The 20,783-nt window shown below is 58.2% G+C and carries 15 protein-coding genes; 10 read left to right on the top strand and 5 right to left on the bottom strand.

Features of this window, described 5'->3' with window-relative positions:
- Positions 1-587: 587 nt before the first annotated feature.
- The 10 genes from A4E19_03290 to A4E19_03245 all read left to right on the top strand — a co-directional run bounded on the left by A4E19_03290 (position 588) and on the right by A4E19_03245 (position 15,112).
- Positions 588-1,448 carry a hypothetical protein gene (locus A4E19_03290; GenBank protein OQW33437.1) on the top strand — a complete coding sequence of 287 codons (861 nt, stop codon included), beginning with the start codon at positions 588-590 and terminating at the stop codon, positions 1,446-1,448.
- A gap of 118 nt (positions 1,449-1,566) precedes the next feature.
- A complete protein-coding gene (locus tag A4E19_03285; GenBank protein OQW33436.1) occupies positions 1,567-6,387 on the top strand; it encodes a hypothetical protein in 4,821 nt (1,606 codons plus the stop codon).
- Between the two features lie 130 nt (positions 6,388-6,517).
- Entirely contained in the window at positions 6,518-7,423 is a 906-nt protein-coding gene (locus tag A4E19_03280; GenBank protein OQW33638.1) for a hypothetical protein, read from the top strand.
- Positions 7,424-7,974: 551 nt separating this feature from the next.
- Positions 7,975-12,699 carry a hypothetical protein gene (locus A4E19_03275; GenBank protein ID OQW33435.1) on the top strand — a complete coding sequence of 1,575 codons (4,725 nt, stop codon included), beginning with the start codon at positions 7,975-7,977 and terminating at the stop codon, positions 12,697-12,699.
- 115 nt (positions 12,700-12,814) lie between these two features.
- Positions 12,815-13,321 (top strand): hypothetical protein, encoded by a 507-nt coding sequence (locus A4E19_03270; GenBank protein ID OQW33434.1) that lies wholly within the window; start codon positions 12,815-12,817, stop codon positions 13,319-13,321.
- Entirely contained in the window at positions 13,321-13,761 is a 441-nt protein-coding gene (locus A4E19_03265; protein OQW33433.1) for a hypothetical protein, read from the top strand. The genes A4E19_03270 and A4E19_03265 overlap by 1 nt, the downstream gene beginning before the upstream one ends.
- An 85-nt stretch (positions 13,762-13,846) precedes the next feature.
- Positions 13,847-14,068, top strand: a complete 222-nt coding sequence (locus tag A4E19_03260) for a hypothetical protein (GenBank protein ID OQW33432.1) — start codon at positions 13,847-13,849, stop codon at positions 14,066-14,068.
- 79 nt (positions 14,069-14,147) lie between these two features.
- Entirely contained in the window at positions 14,148-14,543 is a 396-nt protein-coding gene (locus tag A4E19_03255; GenBank protein OQW33431.1) for a hypothetical protein, read from the top strand.
- Positions 14,543-14,800, top strand: a complete 258-nt coding sequence (locus tag A4E19_03250; GenBank protein ID OQW33430.1) for a hypothetical protein — start codon at positions 14,543-14,545, stop codon at positions 14,798-14,800. Before A4E19_03255 ends, A4E19_03250 begins: the two co-directional genes overlap by 1 nt.
- Before the next feature lie 42 nt (positions 14,801-14,842).
- A complete protein-coding gene (locus A4E19_03245; GenBank protein OQW33637.1) occupies positions 14,843-15,112 on the top strand; it encodes a hypothetical protein in 270 nt (89 codons plus the stop codon).
- Positions 15,113-15,204: 92 nt separating this feature from the next.
- On the opposite strand, the gene A4E19_03240 is transcribed toward A4E19_03245, so the two are convergent.
- The 5 genes from A4E19_03240 to A4E19_03220 all read right to left on the bottom strand — a co-directional run bounded on the left by A4E19_03240 (position 15,205) and on the right by A4E19_03220 (position 20,717).
- Positions 15,205-16,206, bottom strand: coding sequence for a translation factor (SUA5) (locus A4E19_03240; GenBank protein ID OQW33429.1), 1,002 nt, complete (start codon positions 16,204-16,206; stop codon positions 15,205-15,207).
- Positions 16,207-16,231: 25 nt separating this feature from the next.
- A complete protein-coding gene (locus A4E19_03235) occupies positions 16,232-16,759 on the bottom strand; it encodes a peptidylprolyl isomerase (GenBank protein ID OQW33636.1) in 528 nt (175 codons plus the stop codon).
- A gap of 94 nt (positions 16,760-16,853) precedes the next feature.
- A complete protein-coding gene (locus A4E19_03230; protein OQW33428.1) occupies positions 16,854-18,164 on the bottom strand; it encodes a hypothetical protein in 1,311 nt (436 codons plus the stop codon).
- A gap of 98 nt (positions 18,165-18,262) precedes the next feature.
- Positions 18,263-18,934 (bottom strand): peptidylprolyl isomerase, encoded by a 672-nt coding sequence (locus A4E19_03225; protein OQW33635.1) that lies wholly within the window; start codon positions 18,932-18,934, stop codon positions 18,263-18,265.
- A 1,237-nt stretch (positions 18,935-20,171) separates the two neighbouring features.
- On the bottom strand, positions 20,172-20,717 hold the full coding sequence (locus tag A4E19_03220; protein ID OQW33427.1) for a hypothetical protein: 546 nt from the start codon (positions 20,715-20,717) through the stop codon (positions 20,172-20,174).
- Positions 20,718-20,783 lie beyond the last annotated feature (66 nt).

Genomic DNA, 20,783 nt, shown 5'->3' with positions numbered 1-20,783 from the left:
GTAGAGTAGACTGGCAGCTTCGACGGTCCTCGACGAAAGGAGCGGATCGATGAAGCGGTCGAAGTTTTCGGAAGAGCAGATGTCTATGCCCTCCGGCAGGCCGAGTCTGGCATCCCGATTGGGGATGTCTGTTAGCAGCTCGGAATCGCCGAGCAAACTTTCTACGCTTGGAAAAAGAAGTATGCGTATCTCGGGGTGAGTGAACTCCGCCGCCTCCGGCAACTGGAGGAAGAGAACACCTACGCCAGCCTGGCGTTCTTCTAGCCACAGACATTCTGCTTTTTCTTTTTGCCCACAAGAAACGTATCCTCTCGGAATCGTCCTATGAGGACAGAGTTCTATCCCTGACTTCCTGCGTCAATATCAGCTCACTCCACGTTTCTGCGGTTCTGAAACACCTAGAGTTTCCCCCAGTGGTTCGCCATCCGGCCACGATGGATTATGGCAAGGACATGTGAGCGTCGGTCAGTAAAGAACTGAGCGTCCAAACCATTATCGCCTGATCCGAGCGGGATGGTGGATGGGACGGCTGATCGAAAGCAGTCGACACAATTGCCGGGTGCTGAAACCCCACGAAAAGGACCATCATGGAGGAGAGAACCGCATCAATCATTCTCGCAACGCTGTCCCTGGTGTTGCTTGGATCGGCGAGCGCGCCAGCCCGCAACATTGGCGATCTTCACGAAGCGATGGAGGCGCAGCCGGCTCAAAGCCTATTGCCGGCGCAAGTCGCGACAAAAGATCATCAGAACGAACATCAGCTCTTGCAGGGCAACCGAACGGTCCTCGGCAAAGTTGAAGCCGTCACCTCCGACCAAATCAAAGTCGATATCGGTGAAGTCCAGCCGCGGTTTCTCCCTCTGAAACAGGCGCAGCAGAAAAACTTTCCCGCCATCAAACCCGGTGATGACCTGGTTATCGTCGTCAACGAACAAAATCTCATCGTCGATTATCACCCGTTGGAATACCCGTCCGGCCATCACAAGGTTCTACGGGGCGCGATCGCGAGCAACATGCCGATCGGGCATGATCGGGTGGTCATCAAAGGAGCGGACGGCAAGGAACAGTCGTTCAACGTTCGCTCCCAAGTCCGCAGCAAACTCGCGTCCATCCCGGTCGGAACGCCGGCGATCTTCCTGATCGATGAAACGAACCACGTGGCCGATGCCACGTTCGCCAGCGTGAGTGCGGCGAAGGAGGCGCACCGGAACCCGGAAGACAAGTCGCCCATCAAAGGCGCCAACCGGCAGGTCGACGGGACAGTGGGCGAGCCGCTGCGTGCCGACCGCATTACGCTGAAAACGGGAGATGGAGAGCGGTCCTTCGAGGTACGTGACGTCATGATCGAGAGAACTTCCAAACTCCGGAGCGGCGACTCGGTCATTCTGATGGTGGACAACGAAAATAAGGTGGTGGATATGGCCATGCCGCCTCAGGAGAGCAGGTAGAGCCTGGATCGGTTTTGTATTTTGCCCTTCTACCTTCGAATTGAGAGCGGTTGAGAGGGCCGGCTCCATCGCCTTCGTCGTTCACTGGCGTTGACATTTATAACAAGGAGATCGGTCCATGTTTGATCATTGTCCATTCACCCGACTCGTAAGCGGACTTGCCGGGATCGCACTGTGTGTTTTACCGCCGGCCGTGCTGGCCGAGACTTCAGCGCATGTGGCGACGGACCACCAACTGCCGGGTTGGGCCGAACAGCTGAAGGGACAGACGATCATCGAAAATGTGATGGAGGGCCAAGCTGATCGTACCGCCATGGTCGAGCGGCAGCATCGGCGTATCATGCGGCAAATGGAGCAGGATGCGGCGGCTCAACGCACCGGGGGGCACTACAACAATGTGACGATGATGCATCAGTATGGGGCGGGGAATCAGGATGCGCTGCTCATGTCGAATCCAGGTGTGGAACCGGTGTCGAAATCGGGGGCGCGCTGTCCGGCATCGGCGCCCGTCCGGGCGTACGACATCTCTGCGATCAACGTCGAGATCTCGCTCAATATGTGGCTCGACTTCTATCCCGGGTACATGTACGTCCTGACGGAAAACGTTGAAAAAGTGCGTGAAGAGGAATCCGTCAATCGGGCCGCCCGCGACAAGGAGGGGTATGATCCCGGAGCCGTCAAGAACGGGTTGCAAAACCAGTGGATTCAGCCGCTGGTCATCCGAGGCAATCAAGGCGATTGCGTCAAGCTGACGCTTCGCAATCAATTGGAGGGCGGCGAAGAGGTCAGTCTCAACATTCACGGGTCCAGCATGATCGTCGCCTCCACGGGACAGCCGGCGACGACGACGAATCCCGACAGCATTGCGGCCCAAGGGAAGGCCGTGGAGTTGGAGTGGTACATTCCGCCGACCCAGCAAGAGGGCGGCCGGCAGTTTCATTCCTACAGCAACGACCGTGAGCTGACGGTGATGGGTCTGTTCGGCGCCTTCATCGTCGAGCCGAAGGGGTCACAGTATCTCGACCCCTTGGGCACCGGCGAGCCCACGCCGATGACCAGTGGCTGGCAGGCCATCATCAAGAATGGAGCCGGGCCCGACTTCCGGGAATTCGTGGTGATCTATCATGAGGTCGGGGACGAGGCGTTCCGGCCGTTGAACAAGAAAGGCGACTTCATTCCTCAGCGTGATCCCTTGACCGACGTCTACCGGCCGGTGGCGCGGGCGCTGAATTACCGGAGCGAACCGTTCGGCGTCGACAACATGCAGACGCAGCATGAGTACTTCGGTTTCGAAGACGAATCCATGGCCTACAGCGCCTATACCTTCGGCGATCCGGCCACGACGATCCCGCGCAGCTATTTGGGCGATCCGGCGAAGTTTCGACTCGTGCATGGAGGGTCGGAAGTGTTTCACTCGCACCATCCGCACGGCGGGTCGATTCGGTGGCCGCGGAGTCCGCGCGCCATCGACGACATGCCCCTGTGGCACGCGGCCACGAACGGGCCGGTCAAATATCCTGTGATTCGCACGAAGACGGATCGAGTGGACGTGGAAGTCATCGGACCGTCCGAGACCGTGGACTTGGAAACCGAATGTGGATCAGGCCTCTGCCAGCAAGTGGCCGGGGACTTCCTCTTCCATTGCCATGTCGCTCACCATTACATCGCGGGCATGTGGGGGTATTGGCGCGTCTACAACACGCTGCAGCAGGGGGAGCATCACAATGACGTGATGCCGGATCTTCGCGAGCTGCCGGACCGAGCGGGCCGCATCAAGACCGGCGTGCCCTCCGATCAGCTGATCGGCAAGACGGTGGATTGGTTCGGGAAGCAGTTCCGCATCGTCGAGAAGGGCAAGACCGACTGGAATGCGGCCCCGGCGGTCGTCACGATCAAGGATTGGGTCCAGATGCAACTGCCGCCGCAAGGCAAGCCGGGTCATCAAGAGGACGAGCAGGGACAGACGCGCTCGTACGACGCGAGCGTGTTGAATTGGGCCTGGCAAGGAACCCGCGCGATGACGGAACCGGAAAACACCGTGCCGAACCCGCGATATCAATCGGCGCATCCGGGACAACGGCTGCCGATCGTCTTCGAGACGGCCACCGGCAAGGTTGCGTGGCCGCATTTGAAGCCCCATTTCGGCCGTCGCGTGCCCTTCTCGCAGAATCACAATCCTGCTCCCTGGTTGGATATGATCCATCTCGACGACGACGGGTTGCCCAGTTCATATCCGGCAAAACCGGGAGAAAACGGGCGCTGGAGCATGTGCCCGGAGCATGCCGGCTCCAAGAAATACAACGTGCATTTCATTCAGACGCCGATGACCTTGTCCGACAAGCAGGGCGAGACGCCGGCCGTCGTCGACCGTGACGGGCTGATCTATGTCTTGCACGAGGAGGAAGCGCAGGTCCGCAAGAGCGACGTGAAGTATCCGCTGGTCGTGCGTGCCAATATTTATGATTGTGTCGACTGGATGCTGACGAGCGAGTGGCTGGACGACGACCATATCAACTTCCAGGCCTCGAAGATCAATACGCATTGGCACTTCCTGCAGTTTGAAAATCAAGCGTCCGACGGGGTCATCACCGGCTTTTCGTACGAGCAATCGGTGCGTCCGTTCACCATGCTGGAGAAGAAAGTGAAGAAAGGCCTGCCTGTGCCGATGAACACCCTGTTCACCAAGCCGGCTAAGAAGGGGGACCGGGTCATCATGGTGAAGAACGCGGCCCAGTACCATCCCAACGTGGAAATTCTGATCGGCGCGGACAACATTGAGGGTAACGAGGTGGGCCGGGTCAAATCGATCCAAGGCAATCAGATCACGCTCTATCGTCCGCTGAAACACCCTCATCCGGTGAACGACATCGTCACGGTGGAATTCGTCCGGCAACGGTTCTGGGTGGATTCCGACGTCGGGACGGTCTTCTGGCACGACCATGCATTGGGACGCGTCACCTGGCCCCACGGAGGGTTCGGCACGATCATCATCGAACCGGTCGGTTCGACCTATCATGACCCCAAGACCGGAAAGCAGATCCGGAGCGGACCGATCGCCGATATCCATACGACCGAGCCGGTCGGGCACGGCGTGAACGGCAGCTTCCGTGAATTGATGGTGCAGCTCAATGACACGGTGCCGCATACGGTAAACATCGTCACGGCGGGGAATCCGCCGGGACAGCCGATCGAAGTGGCGCTGGAGGCCGGGAAAACGGTGTCCTTCCCCATGCCGGAACATATTCCCATGACGCCCATGCCCTTCCTCAACGGCGGCACGCACACGACGGGCGGCGGGTTGAATTTCAAGGCCGAGCCCATCGCGAGTCGTTTGGCCGTCAATCCCGATTCGTCCAAGTTGTTCAGCAGCGCAACACATGGCGATCCCTATACGCCGATGCTGCGTGCTTACTTGGGTGATACGGTCGTGTTCCGGTTGTTGCAAACCATGGCGAACGAGACGATGGTCTGGACCGTTTCAGGCCATACCTATCTGACCGAACGCTATGCGGGCGATGCGAACCGGAAGAATTCCATCCATATCGGCATTGCCGAACGGTACGATCTGGTGGTGCCGAAAGCGGGCGGACCAAGGCTCCAGCCTGGAGATTACATCCACTTCAACGGTCGCATGTCCAAATTCTCGGAAGGCGCCTGGGGCATCATGCGCGTGTTGGACCAGGAGGTGCCGGACTTGCAGAAACTGCCGGCCGGGTACAGCCGCCGCAATGAAATTCCCAAGCCGCTGCCGGTCTGTCCGTCGGAAGCGCCGGTGAAGCAGTTCAACGTCGTGGCGCTGGATCATCCCTCGATGAAGCTGAACTCGAAGGCGCCCGAGGCCATCGAGGTCGATTTCGAACGGACGATCCAAATGGTCAATCCGAACGCGAAAATTTATGCCTTGGAAGACGATGTCATGAAGGTTGCCGGAGGCATGCAGCCGATGCCGCTGACCTTGCGGGCCAATGTCGGCGATTGTCTCAACGTGAAGCTGACCAATCGGATGAAGGAGAGCAGAGCGTCGTTTTCCGCCATCGGGTTGACCTTCGATCCCAAGGATTCGCTCGGCGCGAATGTCGGGAACAATCCCGGCGACCAGACCATCGCGCCGGGAGAGAGCCGCACGTACACCTATTACGCGGACCCGTTCATAGGAGAGACCGCCTCATTGGTGTGGGACTGGGGCAACGTGATGACCAACCCACGGAATGGGCTCTACGGAGCGGTGGTGATCGGCCCGAAGGGCGCCCAGTACCGGGATCCGAAAACCGGCGCGGATATTTCGACGAAGAACAGCTGGGTCGCCGATGTCATCGTCGATCGGACGATTCAAGGATATGAAAATCGGGTGAACTATCGCGATGTGGCCCTCTTCTTCCAGGACGAGGACAATATCATCGGGACCAGTTTCATGCCCTATGTGCAGAACACGGCGGGCTTGACGGCGGTGAATTATAGATCGGAGCCGTATAAGTTTCGCGAAGAGAAGGGTTGCTCCCTCGGCAAGGTGTTCCAACCCTGCGCCGTGGGTCAGCCGGAGGATCCGGTGACACCGATCATCGAGGCGCACGCCGGAGATCCCGTTCGGATCCACGTGTTCGGTGCGAGCAGCGAACAGAACGGCATGTTCAGCGTCGAACACCATGAGTGGCCGATTGAGCCGTTCATGCGCGGGGCCGATATGATCAGCGTGGTGGAGTTTTCCGGATCCGAGACGCTGGACGCGTTCCTCCCGAGTGCGGGTGGGCCGTTCCGTATGCCGGGTGATTATGTCTGGAGCAATCAGCGGTTACCGTACGCCCAATCGGGGCAGTGGGGCTATCTGCGGGTATTGCCGATGGGAGACCAACGGTTACGGCCGCTCTCCGGTGCCGAGCCGCGAGCGGAGCGGGCTTCCGTTGATGAACCGGCGCACATCGTTCCGGTCGCAACACCGTAACGTACGTGCCTCCCCGACCGGTAGCTATCGAAGCACAGACGGGGGGAGCCCACGCTCCTCCCTTTTCTATAGAGCGGGCAGAGCGGCGATTGATGTCATGAAAAGACCGATCTCCATTGGTAAGATGGCAGTGAAGCCAGTGCTCGTTCCAGTCCTCTTCATTGCGGCTTGTGCTTCACCGGCCTGGTCTTATCAAGCAATCGAAGTGAGGGACGGTGGAACGATTTCCGGCACAGTCAGGATGACGGAAGGGAAGCCTGCTCCCAAAGGGTTCAACCTCATCACCTTTCCCGATCCCGTCTATTGCGGAAGAATTTCCACCGGGACGGGATGGAGAATTTTGGATGAGTTCAGTCTTTCGGCCGATCGAGGCCTCAAAGACACCGTGGTGTTCCTGAAGGATGCGGCAAAGGGAAAGCCGTTCAACTTCGTGCCACCCACCATCGAGGCGCGTGACTGCCGGTTCTTACCTTTCGTGACGGTGGTGAAAGACCGAGCCGAGGTGCGGGTCGTCAACATGGACCCCGTGTATCATGATATTCAGGCCTACGAAACGTCGGAACTGGGCCCCCGTGTGATATTCAATACACCCCTTCCCATGAATCCCCTGCACCAGCGCGATGCCGGGTCCGAGAGCCACGAGCACCTGGCCGGACAGCCGATGATCGAAGTCGTCAAGCTGACGAAGAACCGCCGGATCTTCGTCATGCAGTGCGGATTTCATGCCTACATGCAAAGTTGGGGGGTTGCCGTGGACAATCCCTATTACATGGTGACCGATTCGGAGGGACGGTTTTCTTTGCCGGATGTGCCCGCCGGCGAGTACACCCTGACGGCGTGGCATCCCGGTGTCGGAACGATGCTTGAAAAGAACGTATCGGTGTCGGCGAAGCAGACTCTTCAGGTCGACTTTACGTTCGAGTCTCCCAAAGGACGACGAAGCGTTCACGAGATCACCGAGAATCCGCATTTTGGATTGGAGGCGCTGGGAAAGTCCGTCGAGATTACTCCGACGCTCGAACTGCAAACGCCGTAATGCCGTTCGTTGGAGCAGAAGAACAGTGCCTCATGAAGTGAATGGTCTCTTGTATTCTCCTCCTCAGCCGCACCGCTCTTCCACCATCCATTCTGAGAGTCGGAAAGAGAAAAGACCCTCTGCATAACGTGCCTGCCGGGATAAATGGCATCCTACTTTGACCACCGGCATGGCCTTCTTCTGACGATCTTCCCTTAGGTTGTTCAGGCATCTGGTGACAGACGCATATGTCTGCTACTCCTATGTGTCCATTGAGAAAGGAAGGGCTGATACAATACTCGTACAACTCATATAAATAGGGTCTTGTTATTCTGTAAAAATGCGTCTTGCAATATTGTCTTGGAATAGATATATATGGTCCGCTTAAGTTCAGGTCAGCCTAGGGTAGTTCAGCAAGGTCATAACTTCATCATCAACTCCTTAACGATCCTTCCGATGGTTGTGGTTCAATACAAGTCACGATACCTAAGGACAGCGGAGAGCTCTGTTTAATTCATACCTGACACACTGATGCATGGGAGGGTGGATGTATGAGTGATTCAACGAAATGGATGGGACCGGGAATTTTAGGCTTGGCAGCCGGCCTGATCTTGGCCGGTGTACTGCCGGCCGGTGCGATGATGTCGCACGATGCGCACGTCGCTCAGGGGACGACGCAGGATCCGGCAAAGCCGGTCCACGTGCAGGCCGGGCCGGCATTGATGGACAAGATGTCGAAAGCCGTGGAGCAGGTTGAGCGTCAGGTCCACACCAAAGGACCGTTCCAAGGCGCAAGTGCCCATGCGATGCAACAGGGTGTTCTCCTCGTTGCGGACGACATGGACAAGGTCAAGGTGTCGCAGGGCAACCGATGCCCCGCGAACGCCCCGGTGCGTGCCTATGACGTGACCGCGATGAACGTCGAGATCACGGTCAATCGGTTCGGGGATTTCTATCCGGGCTTCATGTATGTCCTGACTGAGAATGTCGCCGGTGTGCGCGAAGAAGAGGCGAAGAATAAAGCCGCCCGGGAGAGTGAAGACCAGACCTTCGCCGAGGGAGCCGTTTCCAACGGTTTGCAAGGAGATCTGATTCAACCGTTGGTCATTCGTGCCAACCAGGGCGACTGTCTCCGGATCACGCTTCGCAATCAGATCGAAGGCGAAGCCACGAACATGATCATCAATGGGTCGCAAATGTTGGTGGCCAATACCGGCAAGCCCGCCACGGGAAACAATCCGGATGCCTTGGTGGCGTCGGGCAAGACCGGCGAGTTCGAGTGGTACATCCAGCCGGACACGCAAGAAGGAGGGCATGCCTTTCACAGCCACGCCACACGTGACCAGTACTCATTGGGTCTGTTGGGTTCACTCGTGGTTGAGCCCCGTGGGTCTCGATATCTCAGCCCATTCACCGGCGAAGACATGAAAAGCGGCTGGGAAGCCATCATCGATATGGAAAAGGGCTCGGACTTTCGGGAGTTCGTGATTTTCTATCACGAAGCGGGTGACGAGACGTTCCGGCTCTTGAACCGCAAGGGCGACATGTTGCCCCAGCGTGATGCCCACACGGATACCTATCGTCCGGCTGCTCGGCTATTGAACTATCGGAGCGAGCCGCATGGCACGCGACTGGAGATGCAAGAACACCTGGTCGGTTTTGCCGATGAGTCACAGGGCTATGGGTCCTATACGTTCGGCGATCCGGCTACGACGATTCCACGCTCTTATCTCGGCGATCCCGCGAAATTCCGAATGGTCGGCGGATCGGAGATCGTTCACTCTCACCACCTCCATGGGGGATCGATTCGTTGGGCCAGACAGCCCGGAACCAGCAAGCTGGATCCGACGCTGTCCAAGAATGGTCCCGTCAAGTTCCCATTGATCAACGACACCTCCGATCGTCTGGATGTCCAGTCGATCGGACCCTCGGAGATTTACGACGAAGTGATCGAGGGTGGCTCGGGCGGGTTGCAGGCGTTGGCCGGGGAGTTCGTGTTCCATTGCCATATTCCGCAACACTATGTCACGGGCATGTGGGGATTCTGGCGCGTTTACAACACGTTGCAGGCCCCCGGCTTCCAGACCGATGTGATGAAGCCACTGGTCGAACTGCCTGACCGAGCGGGCAAGATCAAGCCGGCGGTCAGTTCGGATAAGTTGGTCGGCCAGACGGTCGACTGGTATGGCGGGAAGAAGTACGAAATCACGAAAGACAAAACGGATTGGAAAGCCAACCCCGTGAAGGTCTCCATCAAGGATTGGGTGGAGTATATGCTGCCTCCGCAGGGGTTGCCTGGAAAGACGGAAGACCAGGTCAAACAGGCGAAGGCGAACGATGCCACGGTGGTGAATTGGAAGTGGGAAGGGACGTTGGCGCTCAATGAGCCGGAGACTCCGCACAAGTGGGCGGATTACGTCTCGCCTGCTCCTCTGAAGCGTTTGCCGATCACGTTCGATCCTCAAACGGGGAAGTTGGCGTTCCCCTGGCTGCGTCCGCATCTCGGGAAGCGGCCGCCCTTTGCGCCGAACCATGGTGGCGCGCCGTGGCTGGAACCGTTCCGAGTTCGGGAAGATGGAACGAGGGATACCGAGCCGCCGAAGCCGGGCGCGCAGGGTCCCTGGAGCTTGTGCCCGGAGAATGCTCCTCGGAAGTTTTTCACCATCCACTCGATCATTTTACCGGTCACGCTGAAACCGGCGACGGCCAAAACGGCGGCGCTCGTGGATCCGATCGGCATGCTCTATGTGCTGCATGAAGAGGAAGTGGAAGTTCGAAGCAATCCCAAGAAGCAGGTGCCGCTGGTGATTCGCGGCAACGTCTACGATTGCGTGGACGTCATTTTCAAGAATGAAATTCCGGATGACGCGCGGACCGGATGGTCGAACAAGATCAACCTCCATCCGCATTTCTTCCAATTCGATACGAGCGCGTCCGACGGGCCGACGATCGGGTTCTCCTACGATATGTCCCTCCGGGCCTTCACGATGTTGAAGGATCCACAACCGGAGAAGGGGATGCCGCTGCCGGCCAACACGGTCTTGACGGCGGATACGAAGGCCGGTGCGCGCAGCATCACCGTGGCCGACACGTCCAAGTTCCATGTGAATACGGAACTGGGCGTGGGCATGGATGATCCGAAGTACTTCGAAGTGGCCAGGATCAAGACCATCAACGGCAAGACCATCACGTTCGATGCGCCGTTGAAGCATGCGCATAAGAAGAACGATATCGCCAGCGTCGAGTTCATCCGTGAGCGCTGGTACGTGGACGCGGACCTGGGCACGGTCTACTGGCACGATCACGTGTTCGGGACGGATACGTGGGGCCATGGGCTGTTCTCGGCCTTCATCACGGAGCCACCGCGTTCGACCTATCATGACCCGGTCACCGGCAAGGAAATCCGGAGCGGCCCCGTTGCGGATATTCACACGCTGGAGCCGGTTTCGGCCCATATTCGCGGCAGTTTCCGCGAAGTGATGATGCACATCATGGACAGCAACGCCCGAACGGCGGAGCTGATTACGACGGACAATCCGCAGGCGAAGATCGGGGCGGTCACCGTGGACGGGCCGCCGTCGCATCAATTCCCGGAGAAAATCAATAAGTCCGCGATGTGGTTCTTGAACGGCGGCGAGGCCACGACGGGCAGCGGCTACAGCATGCGCGTGGAACCGTTGAGCGTCCGGCTCGCCAACAATCCCGACCCGTCCAAGCTGTTCGTGTCCGGTATTCACGGTGATCCAGGCACTCCGTTGTTGCGTGCCTACCTCGGCGACCCCATCATGGTGCGCGCCCTGGTCGGCTCGGCCAATGAAGTGCACACGTGGCACGTGACCGGGCACTGGTTCCCCATGGAGCGGTACGCGAAGGATGCCATGCCGCGCAGCACGGTCCATTTGGTGATCGGGGAGCGGTATGACCCGGCCATTCCGGCCGCCGGAGGACCGCAGAAACAAGCGGGAGATTATCTCTACTACAGCGGTCGCGCCTCGCATTTTGCGGAAGGCAGCTGGGGTATCTTCCGTGTGTTCGATGAACCGCAGGGTGACCTGAAGCCGTTGCCCGGACGCGAACAGATTCAAAAGTCTGCGCCGTCCGTGTGTCCGGCCGAGGCACCGGTGAAGACCTTCAATGTCTCGGCGATCGATCAACAGATCCGGTACCATGATGGAGCGCCGGGCGTCATGGAAGTCGATCTCGAGCGCAAAATGGTCTTCGGGAACGAACAGGGCAAGATGTACGTCCTCGATGGAGATCGTGGTCGGGTCAAGGCGGGCGAGCTGAAGCCGAGCCCGCTGACTCTGCACGTCAACGTCGGTGATTGCGTGAAAGTCAACTTGAAAAACGAGATGGCCAAGGATCGAGCCGGGTTCCACGTCGACATGATGGCGTTCAACCCGAAGGACTCGTTCGGTGCCAACGTGGGCAACAATCCCGGTGATCAAACCGTCGGTCCCGGCGAGAGCAAGACCTACACCTACTACGCGCATCCTGAATACGGCGAGCTCGCCGCGCTCATTCAGGACTGGGGGAACGTCGTGGAAAACCCACGGAACGGCCTCTTCGGCTCCATCATCGTCGGTCCGAAAGGTTCACGCTATCGTGATCCGGTGACGGGCGACGACATCACGATGAAGAGCAGCTGGCGCGCCGACGTCCTCGTTGATCGGACGATCTCAGGGAATGAGAATCGGAAGAACTACCGAGACTTCTCCTTGATGTTCCAGGACGAAGACAATATCGTGGGTGTCAGCTTCATGCCCTACATCCAGCAAGTGGCCGGCATCACGGCGGTCAACTACCGCTCGGAACCGACCGCATGGCGGATGGAAAAGGGTTGTGACGTGGCCGAGATTTTCAGCTGCGTGAAGGCCGGCGAGACACCGGCGACGCCGTTGTTGCAGGCGCACGTCGGAGATCCGGTGGCCATTCACGTCCTGGGCGCGTTCAGCGAACAGGTGCAACTGTTTACGATCGACGGCCACGAATGGCCGCATGAGCCGTATATGCAGGGTGCCGACCAGGTCAGCACCATGGAGTTCGGCGGCTCAGAAATCATCAATGCGCATCTGACCGGAGGAGCCGGCGGTCCGAACAAGATCGCTGGTGACTATATCTGGAAGAACCAACGGCCGGCATTTGCCAACGCCGGGCAGTGGGGCCTGTTCAAAGTTCTTCCGGTGGATGATCAACGGATCAAGCCGTTGATGCCGCAAGTTCCGCCGACCAGGACCGCGGAGCAGCCGGCTGGGAAGGCAAAGGCCTCACCGACCGCTCTGAAGGGCAAGAAGTAACAGGCAGTACGCGGGGCGTGCCTACCTCCGGTAGGCACGCCCCGTCTTTCGACGTCAACTTACGTGCACCATGCTGGGGAGCCTTTGCTCCCCAGTGTTTTTTTAAGAGAATGCCATGCGCCTACGACGACATTTCATTGGGCTGCTCCTCATGATGCTCGCGACCGCCGTCACCGCCGCGGCATCGTCCGGCGAGAAGCCGTCGGCGCCGGCGGTCAGCCGGGTGGAGGTCGTGCTGGCCAACCAGTATCGCGCTCGCGAGGCGGAACTCAAACGTGAATTTACCGAAGCGGGATTGACGAACGTGCATTTTCAATTCGCCCGGATGGGACAACCGCCGCAGAATATCGGATTGGGGCGGGATGTGCCGGCCGATAAAGCACGAGAGGCGATTCGGCTGGCGATCAAATACAACCTGGGAGTGGGCATCCTGCTGCCCGAGCGATTGTTCCCTCCCAGGTTTATCACGATTGCCTCGTCCAATTACGACGACACCGTCGAATACCCCATCAGTCCGGACACTCTGGCAAAGTTACAGGCTCCAGAGTTGAGCACTGAGGCGTTCCACAAGCTGTATCGTGACCTCACGTCGGCGGTCATCGATCCGAAAGGACGGTATTGATGACGCGAGGATCGACGAGGCCCATGCGCAACGGTTGGCTGGCGGTATTCGGCAGGGGGCTCGCCATTGCCGCCGCGGTGACGATCGCAGCGGCTTCGATCACACTGGCCGGCGAGATGGAGCCCACACTCCAGGAACAAAGAGACGCGTTGCTGCAAAACACCGAGGACATGGTGGCCCATGGCGGGATGGGCGATGCCAAGGCGATCCTCCACCATTGCGCGGAAGCCACGCGATATGCCGAATCGCTGATCAAGCGGCTTCCTGCTTCGCATCCGGGCCGAGAGGAAGGAATCGCGTCCCTCAACGACGTGATCCGCCACTGTAAACGAGTGGCCGACATCGGAATCCACGCCGACCCCGGGGTGCTCCTCAATCCTGCCATCAAGGCGCGAACGGCGGCGCGCGCGTCGGTCAAAGCCCTCAGCCTTACCAAATAGCGGCGGGTGAGCCGACTTTCGCGGTGCTTACGCGTCGCCACGGAGCCGGTGTTGACCCGACAAGACCGGAAGATTCTTCCGTGCGGTGCTCACCAAGGTTCCCCGGCTTCTTTCGCTTCTTGCCGACATCTTCACCGTTTTATTGTTACACAATCCAGGTCAATTCACAGGCACGGCTCGGCATCTCGTCGAGAATAATTTCGTCCACTCGGATCGTCGAGTCTCATTTAAGAAAAAACATGCATGCCTGATCGGCCTTTGGGACCGTGTCAATTTCCGTGTAACTGGGACAGACGATGCCGATTAGCCGTCGGAGCCGGCAGTCCGCTAGGCAAATCACCAGTTGCCTCGTTCTCCACATGCGGATACCTGACTGAGAGCACCATATGGACCACTCCGTCATTCCCAAAGAAGTCGCCCGGTTCGTCCTTGATCGTATCGATTCCATCGCCCAGTTGGAGGCGGTGTTGCTGCTGCGGCAAAGCCCGGATACGTGGTGGGAATGCAAACAAGTGGCGGATCGGTTATATATCTCCGAAGAGCAATGTGCTCCCGTGTTGGAGGAGCTGTGTCGGCAGGGTTTGCTGGTGTGCATGAAAGAGCAGCCGCCACCAAGCTATCGGTATAGGCCGGACACCGGAGACCTTCGCGAAATGGTGGACCGCCTCGCTTATTACTACTCCAAGCACCTCGTGCCGGTATCGAATCTCGTGCATGCCAAGGCGCAGATGCGGATGGAGCAGTTTGCCGACGCATTCAAGTTCCTGGCTCAGGAGGAATGATGGCTTCGTTCATCTACGCGCTCTGTGCACTGACCGCCGGCCTCTGCGCCTGGCTGCTCCTGCGGGCGTACAGGGGAACCCGGTATCGATTGTTGTTTTGGAGCGGCCTCTATTTCATCATCGTCACGATCAACAATCTTTTCCTGATGGCAGACAAGCTGGCCTTTTCCATGATGGATTTGAGCGTCTTGCGCTATGCCATTGCCTTGGCGGCGCACGGCCTGCTGTTGTTCGGACTGATTTCCGAATCGAAGTGAGGCGAGCGGTCCATGCTTGAATCGATGGAACTCAAGGAATTCATGCTCGGAGCCCTCGTGATGAGCGATGTCGTCTTGGCGCTGTTCTTTCTGCACTATTGGAGGATGACGAGGGACCGATTCTTCCTCTTTTTCACGTGGTCCTTCGTGCTTGGATGTGCGAGCCGTCTGGCCCTGGCCGCGCACATCGGGAATGACGAATTCGAGCCGCTCGTGTACCTCATACGATTCTTCTCCTATGTGATCATCGTGGCCGCGATTCTGGACAAGAATCGTGTCTCGATTGCCAAGCTTCTGTTCCAGCGGACATGACGCTGAATGGACCGTCGGCGGTGAGGAGCGACGAGAAGCACAAGAGAAGGCGGGGAGCGCTCGTTCCGCCCGTCAGGAAACCTCGGGCACCGTCATGGCGCGGCGCAGCGACGCAAGCGATCCATGATGGCGGCCCCGATTCCTTCTTCCGCACAAGGCTCCGCGTAGATCCGATCCAGGTCCAGAGCGTCCAGCCTCCGCAGCGCTGCGAAGAGATGCCGCGCGGCTTCTCGGAGATCGCCACGAGAAGAGAGCACTTCAACGGCTGCGAAACCGTCGGTGCCATTTTGGGGCCGCGCGTGAATCAGCAATCCCGCACGCTTGTCACTGTTCAGGACCGGCCTCGCTCCGACCGCAGGCAAGATGGTCAGCGGCGTCCGCGTGGCGTAATGGCGTGACAATTGGCCGGGCGCAAGAGGCCTTTCGGTTGTAGACGACGACCGGCGCAGCGGACCGATGAGGGCGCCGAGTTGCTCGATGGTGATACAGCCCGGACGCAACAATTCCGGCTGTGGCCCTGCCAATGACACGATCGTCGATTCGACTCCCACGGGGCATGGTCCACCGTCGAGGATGAGGTCTACGTTGCTTCCCAGCCCGTCGGCAACGTGCCGAGCGGTGGTCGGGCTGACATAGCCGAAGGGATTGGCGCTGGGTGCCGCGATCGGGGTGCCCGCTTCTCGAATAAGCGCCTGTGCCACCGGATGATTCGGCATTCGCACCGCGACGGTGGACAGTCCCGCCGTGACGAGATCCGGGATGGCCTGCTGTTTGGATAACACCAACGTCAGCGGACCGGGCCAGAAGGCATCGATGAGACGGCGGCCAAGAGGCGGCAGAGAGTCGATCACGGCTTCCAACTGGCCGGGGTCGGCGATGTGGACGATGAGTGGATCGAACTGAGGCCGTTGTTTGGCCTCGAAGACCTTCGCCGCTGCGTCGGCATTGAATGCGTCGCAGCCGAGTCCATAGACCGTTTCAGTCGGAAACGCGACGAGGCCACCCGCTTGGATCACCTTCCCGGCCAGTCGGACGGCGGCCGGATCCGCTCCCGAGAGGATGGCGCCTTTCACATGATTGGTTTCTGAACCCATAGGACGGTCGGGGGTCGGCAGGTCGCTACTCTTTCACGGCCATGGTGATCCTGATCGGATCGAGAGGGTTGTCTCGCTCATCGCGCGGGACGCCGACGATCTTGTCGACGACGTCGATCCCACGAAACACTTCGCCAAACACCGTGTAGCGGCGATCCAAGCCGCTGTTGTCCCCGACGCAGATGAAAAACTGTGAGCCGTTGTCGTTGAAGTCGCGCGTGCTGTTGCTCTCGCGGGGCATTTTCGCCATGGACAGCGCCCCGCGCTTGTGCGGGCGATCGTTCGGCTCCGGAGAAAGAAAGTAGCCCGGTCCGCCCGTGCCGTGGATGACGCGGTCGGACGATTTGCTCAATGGATCGCCGCCCTGAATGATGAAACCGGGCACCACACGGTGAAACGTGGTGCCGTCATAAAACCCCATCTTGACCAGATTGATGAAATTCTCCACATGGCGCGGCGCGGCGTCCGAGTAGAAGCGGATCTTGATCTCGCCGAATCGCGTGATGATCGTCACGCGGGGATCTTTCTTTCGAAATTCGAGTGTCATCGCCATGAATGTAACAAGGCCGTCTTCATGGTGACAAGGTCCGGCAAGCAGTGCCGAGTCCGAGCGCTGTGTCTGAACGTCACCACGCAGTACTCGTGTCTCAGCACTCAGCACCGTCTTTTGCAAGCCCATCACCGGGCCTGATGCGCATCCACATGATCCCACCGAGCAGGGCAATGAAGGCCGCGAGGCAGAGCGAAGCACCCCATCCCCACTGGTGAGCGAGCCATGGCGTCAACGCGGGGGACACGGCCCCTCCGAGATTGGCCCCCATGTTCATCAGGCCGGAGAGACTGCCGGCGTGGGTCGGCGAGAGCTCACTCGTCGAGGACCAATAGGCCCCGACCGTGAAGTACAGCCACCCGGCGCCGACCGAGAGGGCGGCAAGGGCGAAATAGGGGGATTCTGCGGCGGCCCCCAACGCGATGGAGCCGGCGGCCAACCCCATCCCCGTCATGCCCACGATCCGGCGGCCTTTGGTTGCGCCGTGCCTGATGACTAATCGATCGGTGACCCACCCGCCGAGCGGGCAGGCGACGAGAATGGCCAGGAAGGGAGCCGCGGCATAGACTCCACCTCGCAGCACGCTAAAGCCACGCTCATTGACGAGGTAGAGATAGAACCAGGACATGTAGACATAGGCGACGTAGCCCAAGCATCCGTAACTCAGCATCAGCCACCACACGCTCGGTGTCCTTCGGAGAAGACCCCAGGGAATCGAATGGTGTGTTGGACCGGCCGGCACCGTGGACGGGGATGTTTCGGCCTGAGGAGACGGAAAGTGATGCGGGGGACGATCCGTCGCCAACCACCACCAGATGACCGCAAGGCCGAACCCGATCCCGCTTGAAAGATAGAAGGCGGATTGCCAGCCGTAGTTGACCATGATCCAGGCGGTGACAGGCGGGGTGATCGCCGCGCCGATCCCGATTCCTCCGATGGCGATGCCGATGCCGAGCCCGCGCTCATGCGGCGGAAGCCAGTCGGTGACGGCGCGATTGAACGTGGGCAGGGCCGAGGCCTCACCGACACCGAGGAGAAATCGGACAAGGGCCAGCGCGCCGACGATTCCCAGCGGACCGGCCAACCATGAGGTGGCGGCGATGGCCGTCCAGGCGGTAAAGCAGGACCACCAGATCAGCGCGATCGTGAGGACGATGCGGATTCCCCAGCGATCGCCGAGCCATCCGCCGGGAATCTGGAACAGCGCATATCCGACGACGAAGGCGGAAAAGACGAATCCCATCTCCTGCTCGGTCAATCCCAAGGCCGGCATCATCTGACGGGCGGTGACCGAAATATTGACCCGATCGATGTACGTGACGACGCTGATGGCAAACAGGAGCCCGAGAATCAGCCAACGACGAGGGGAGGGAGCGGCGATTTGGCTGTGGCTCGCGGATTTCAACATCGGCGATACGGGAGGTGAGTCGTAGGATGGTCGGCAGGTTATCGCAAGAGTGGATGCCGCCTCTCCGAGAAAGCCGAGAGAGGCGGCAACGAAGCTGTCTAGTTATTCACGATTTCAAGCAACTCCACCTCAAAAATCAAGGTCGATCCTGGCTTGATAACGGGCGGTGATCCCGTATCACCATAGGCCAAGTTGGACGGACAGACCAGTCGGCTCTTTCCCCCGACCTTGATTTGCTGGACCCCCTCGGTCCAACACTTAATGACCTTGTTCAGCGGAAACGTGGCGGGTTCCCCTCGCTTGATCGAACTATCGAAGACCGTCCCGTCGGTCAAGGTGCCATGGTAATGGACCTTGACGGTGTCCGTGGCCTTCGGCGTGGCTCCGTTGCCGGACTTGAGGGACGTGATGACGATCCCGGACTCCGTCTTCGTCGCCCCTTTCTCCGAAGCCGCCTTTGCCGTAAACGCCGCGCCGGCCTTCTTCTCGCTCTCAGCCGCGACCGCCAAGCGAGCCTGTTGCAGTTGTTGAATCTTCGGTCCGAACGTTTGCAGATCGACTTTTTGGGTGCGCTTCAAGACGCCGTCGGTGAGGCCGTTCTTGACCATATCCAATTCGGCTTCGCTCAAGGAGAAGGTGCCCAGGGATTGGCTGATGGCCAAGCCAAGCGCATATAAAGTTTTCTGATCATCATTCACCGGATCCGTGGACGCAGCCGATGCAGGGGTTGTGAGCAGAAGAAGCCCTATGGCTAGACATAATAGACGAATGCTCATGGAGTGGGAGTCCTTTCTTGTAGAGAGCTATGGGCCAATGTGGCACGTCAGAATACGATAGGCGTTCCGATCTCACAATAGAAATCTCACTGGAACTGAGTATGTGCAGCGAGACGAGATTCTTCGCGTGACGCGAACATAGAGGTTATAGAAGTGGTGGAAAGAGAAAAAAGCCGTCCTTCCCTATAAATCAACCATGAGAGCCAGTTTGCCGCCTTTTGAAATCCTGGAATGTCCGTAGCGACACGATGACCCACGCTATAGACCCACTCTCTCCATGTAAAGCATTAAGGGAATGAGGAAAGTCAATGACTTAGACGATGTCTTCGGTGCTTGGGGAGTCGGCAGGTCTCAACAGACAACACCGACCCATCAGACGGCTCTAAAACACGCCTTCCTCTTGAATCTCAGACGGTTGCGTTATCGCATATTCAAACGCGGGTCGATCGTCAAGGACCAAGAAGGCTTACGCGACACCTCAAAGTCAGGCGATCCTCATGGAGGGCTTACTTCAGCGGGGTCAGTCTGGAGCCTACCGATGTTCGTACACTTTTCTTAAAGACTGAGTGTGGTTCAGGATTTCTTGACAGTAGAAATCAATCATTCCTTGTTCAGTCTCGGAGAACTCGGTGTGACGAGCAAGAGCCGACAGCAAGCTTTCGCATCCCTTCGTGAACTTGACTACATCGTCATTGATGCGTTCCATAGACACCGACCTTTCTCCTTCCGAGTAATGGAAGGCTTGCTTCCACCCGGCCTTCGCCTCGGCTAGGTCTCCGCACTCAGAATTGTTTGTGAAGGTCCTTCTACGGTAGTAGCTACGATCGATCACCGCCTTTCTCACAAGGTGTCGGCGGTGGCTCTCCGGAGCCGTCGGCAGGATGTGGGTTAGAGGGAAGAGGATATGTGCCGGTACTTCTACGTGTCAAGATGAAAGATGAGCCATAAACATAACGCGAAGGGAAGGTGGTGGCTATTCGGCGTGACTGACCAAATCGCGTCCGGCATGAGCCGACGTGATGTCATTCGGCATGGAAGAACCGTTTCCTCTGTCGCACCTTGCAGGTCCGCGATGAGGTTCCAGCTTCGAGTCCTACGCGGGAGTGAATCAGGTTGCCTGCTGGGTAACTGACGATGGCGGAGAGGGGCGGTGCCTACCGTCATTAAAGGAATACTTTCGCTTTACATTACAAACGGTTGCGTTGATCTCTTAATAACAATCGACATTCTCTTACGGCTTTGGCTTCTTCGGCAAGATCTTTATGTTCTGCGGCAACATGCTCGCCTGCTTCGGCATGATATAGACGCCCTGGAGGAGGTACTCAAGCACGCCAAAGGCGATACTTAGTTCATCGATTTTGTGGGCTTTCACTTCGTGCGCGGCGTCATTCCCCATGAACCGAAGATTGTGCAAGATCTTTGCACCATCTTCGGTGACTATTTTTAATATGACCAGACTATCGATTCTTTTTTCAAGATTATGTCCGGTCGCTCCACGGTCCTTACAAACTGCTTCAACAATTGCTCGAATCCCTATACCAGTCAAGATCGGCTGATTGCTGCATAAAGCTGTCCTTGTCTCTGCATACAGATCATAAATTCCTTCTGGGATATCGCGAGCTGAATCCATCTCAGGCCGACCGGTAATGCGATTTGGATACAGTTCGTATCGTTTAACGTAATATCCATCTTCATGCTCGTCGTACTCATAATCTTCGGAAAATTGTGATTCGATACAAAAGCTGACTGTTCGGCACCCTTGGCACATGACAGTCATATAAGATTTCCAGAGAGTGACATTATCATCTCCATCTTGCCATTTGACGACAGTCAATACCTCATG

It is taken from the genome of Nitrospira sp. SG-bin1 (assembly GCA_002083365.1).
Classification (GTDB): Bacteria; Nitrospirota; Nitrospiria; order Nitrospirales; family Nitrospiraceae; genus Nitrospira_D.
The sequence above is the reverse complement of the archived record's forward strand: the minus strand, read 5'-3'. Positions and strand labels throughout refer to the sequence as shown.